This is a genomic window from Mesorhizobium sp. M7D.F.Ca.US.004.03.1.1 (genome assembly GCF_003998635.1).
In the GTDB taxonomy this organism is placed as follows: domain Bacteria; phylum Pseudomonadota; class Alphaproteobacteria; order Rhizobiales; family Rhizobiaceae; genus Mesorhizobium; species Mesorhizobium loti.
In genome coordinates this window covers 1-3,195 of record NZ_RZQG01000705.1, presented here as the reverse complement: position 1 = coordinate 3,195, position 3,195 = coordinate 1, and the positions used below count along the sequence as shown (strand labels likewise).

Below are 3,195 nucleotides of genomic sequence, written 5' to 3'. Positions count from 1 at the left end.
CTGGTAAAGAAGCCGAAAAGGCGTTAGGTAAAATTTTTACAAAGACTGCGGCTGTTCGCTTTTATTCGCGAATGCTTCAACGCTGCCCAAGGCGATCAAACGCATTTCATGTCGATGGGCCGGAATTACAGATTTCGATGGAAAAATACTTCGGCTTCCCGGCTGCGCTATCAGGCAGCCGAAAGCACGATTTCTTCCGGCGTCGCGTGGATCGATATCGTCATGTCGGCTTCGCGCGCCAGAAGCAGCGTGTAATAGGGCTGCACGGAATGCGCGTCGATCGGCTCCTCCGGCTTGTGGCCGGAATGCAGTTCGAGGAATTTCGGCGGCACACGCAGCATCGGGCCAGCCGCCGCAAGCGCGAAACGCGGCTCGGTCTCGAGGTTTTCCAGCGTTACCGAAAGCTTGCCGCCGAGCGGAATGGCGGCGTTGGCGACGAGGATCAGGTTGAGCAGCAGCTTGACCTTGTTCTTGGGCAGCAGTGCGCGGGTCCCGTTCCAGGTCAGTTCCGGCTTTTCGTTCTTGAGGAAGGCGATTGCGACCGCTTCGGCATCGCCGGTATCGATCAGCATGCCGGCCGAGCCGGCGGCGCCGAAGGCGATGCGGGCGAACTGCAGGCGGGCCGAAGCATTGCGGGCGCTCTGACGGATCAGCTTCATGGCGTCTTCGTCAGCGCCGCCTTCATCGAGCAGCTCAAGCCCATTGTTGATCGCGCCGACCGGCGAGATGATGTCGTGGCAGACCCGGCTGCACAATAGCGCTGCCAGATCGGGTGCGGAAAGGGTGAACAGATCGGCCATCGGCGAAAATCCCTGCAAAATCTAATAACCCACGGCCGAGCGATCGATCGTCGCCTGCCCACACGAATCACGCACTCTCTCCTCGGGCTTTCTGAATACACAGCACCCGTGCGTGCAGCAACAAATCCAAAATTGTGGATGTGGCAAATGGCGTGTTCACGCAGGCCGCCGACCCACTTAAGCGACCCCAAAACAGCCTTCGAACCGCCATGTTCATGTGGGAGCTTAATGGTTGAAAAAGGATTACGGCATAGTTTGCCCGTAACAGTTACCCTTAACGGCCGGCTAAAAGAGCCGTACGGGGTGCGAGGCGTCGGCGAAGGTGCTCCCTGACGGAGATTGGAAGCATGTTTTCCCGATACTACGACCGGAGCTTTCTCCGTGTCTTCTCAATGGCGGTCACGCTCCTGGGCGTTCTCGTCTTCTCGACTTCAGCCCTGCGGGCCCAGGAATATACCGCTCAGGAGATTGTCGATTCCGGGCACAAGTTCTTCGGTGCGACATCGGGCGGGCTCGCCACGGTCGTCGAGAAGATTTTTGCTTCCTACGGCCTGCCCAACGGCTATCTGCTGGGGGAAGAGGGCTCGGGCGCGCTGATCGGCGGCCTGACCTATGGTGAAGGCACGCTCTACACCAAGAATGCCGGCGATCACAAAGTGTTCTGGCAAGGCCCGTCACTCGGCTGGGATTTTGGCGGCGAGGGGTCACGGGTGATGATGCTGGTCTACAATCTCGACGATGTGGGCAGCCTCTACAACCGCTATGGCGGCGTCGCCGGTTCGGCCTATGTGGTGGCTGGTGTCGGCTTCAACGTGCTGAAGAACAACAACGTGATTTTGGTGCCGATCCGCACCGGTGTCGGTGCCCGGCTTGGCGTCAATCTCGGCTATCTGAAGCTTACCGAGCGCGCCACCTGGAATCCGTTCTGAGCTGAAGATCTTTGGCTTATGCATGTCGTTCTCCCAAAACCGGGACCACTTTTGGGCGGCATGCATTAAACCCGTCCCGTTACGGCAAACCCTTGCCGCAACGCTGGATTTCCGCCATGTCAACGTGGCACAGTCAAAAGTGCTCGACGCGCTTTTGGTTTTTATCTTGTTGCATGTCGTTGTCCCAAAACCGGTTCCCACTTTTTGGGCGACATGCATTGGTTTGATGGTTGCCGTCCACAACGGGTAGTCACTTGGTCCAGTCGGTCCTGTTCTTCGTCCTCGGCTTTCTCTGCGCCGGTTTTCTGGCGCTTATGGTGGCTCCGGCCATATGGCGTCGCGCCGTCGCCCTGACGCGCAAACGTATCGAAGGCTCGATCCCTCTGACGCAAACCGAGATCCAGGCAGACAAGGACCGCATCCGCGCCGAGTACGCCATGTCGACGCGCCGCCTCGAAATCAGCGTCAAGGCGTTGCGCGAGAAGGCGGCCGAACAACTCGTCGAGATCAATCGCGGTCGCGAGGCCCTGAAGGGGCTGGCGGTCGAGCGCATGGACAAGAACCATGCGCTGACCGAACTCGGCGCCAAGAACGAAGCGTTGCATCAGCGCGAGGGCGAGTTGCAGCAGCTTTCGGAGCGACTCAAGGAGACCGAACGCAAGCTGGAAAAGCGCGCGCTCGAGCTGGAAAAGCTGGAGCACATGTATGACGACGCCAGTTTTTCCTCCAGCAGCCGGCAGATCGAGCTCGTGGCGCGCGAATCCGAAATGCAGAAACTCGCCAGTGACATTGCGCTGCTGCGCGGCCAGCGCAAGGAAGCGGACAGGCGCAGCCAGGAGATCGCGGCCGAAAGCAAGGCCGCGCGCGACGCCCTGAAAGCCGAGAAGAAAAGGACCGCCGAGCTCGACAAGAAGGTCGAACGGCTGCTGGCCACGCTTGCCGATCGCGAGGACAAGCTCGACCGCCGCGAAAAGGAACTGGCGCGCATGCGCGAAAAATCGAAAGCCGAAGATAGCGCACCGGCCTTGCGGCTGGTCGGCAAGGGCGGCGACGTTGCCAGGAGCGATGACCTCGACAAGGCGATCGCCAAGCTCGACAGCGACCGTGAGCGGCTCGAGGCGAGGCTGACGGCGCTGGCGCGCGAGAACAAGCGGCTGAAGGCGGATCTCACCGCGCTGGCCGCGTCCAATCCCACGGACGGCAGCTCCGCCCTGCGCGAGCAGATGAACGAACTGGCGGCGGAGGTCGTCCATCTGACGGCCAAGCTTGAGGGGCCTGGTTCGCCGATCGCCAAGGCGCTGGCGGCACCTTCGGATGCACGCTCCGGCAACCGCAGTCTTGCCGACCGCGTGCGGGATTTACAGAAGGCTGACGCAACAAGCTGAAATCAGCTCTCTTTTGCCGAAAAATGATGCAGCGCGATGGCTGAGGCGGCTGCGACGTTCAGGCTGTCGAAACCTTCCGAC

At 60.3% G+C, this 3,195-nt stretch carries 3 protein-coding genes; 2 read left to right on the top strand and 1 reads right to left on the bottom strand.

All coding sequences use genetic code 11. From position 1 onward, the window contains the following. Positions 1-170 precede the first annotated feature (170 nt). Positions 171-800 carry a histidine phosphotransferase family protein gene (locus tag EN935_RS28370; RefSeq protein ID WP_127373853.1) on the bottom strand — a complete coding sequence of 210 codons (630 nt, stop codon included), beginning with the start codon at positions 798-800 and terminating at the stop codon, positions 171-173. A 392-nt stretch (positions 801-1,192) separates the two neighbouring features. Between EN935_RS28370 and EN935_RS28365 the strand changes: the two genes are divergently transcribed. Further along, positions 1,193-1,729 carry an EipA family protein gene (locus tag EN935_RS28365; protein ID WP_245270509.1) on the top strand — a complete coding sequence of 179 codons (537 nt, stop codon included), beginning with the start codon at positions 1,193-1,195 and terminating at the stop codon, positions 1,727-1,729. A gap of 254 nt (positions 1,730-1,983) precedes the next feature. Further along, positions 1,984-3,114 carry a hypothetical protein gene (locus EN935_RS28360; protein WP_126070231.1) on the top strand — a complete coding sequence of 377 codons (1,131 nt, stop codon included), beginning with the start codon at positions 1,984-1,986 and terminating at the stop codon, positions 3,112-3,114. The last annotated feature ends 81 nt before the right edge of the window (positions 3,115-3,195 follow it).

Coding starts and splice junctions, on each gene's coding strand:
- EN935_RS28370 (WP_127373853.1), bottom strand. CDS start 800: ATGGCCGATCTGTTCACCCTTTCCGCACCCGATCTGGCAGCGCTATTG.
- EN935_RS28365 (WP_245270509.1), top strand. CDS start 1,193: ATGGCGGTCACGCTCCTGGGCGTTCTCGTCTTCTCGACTTCAGCCCTG.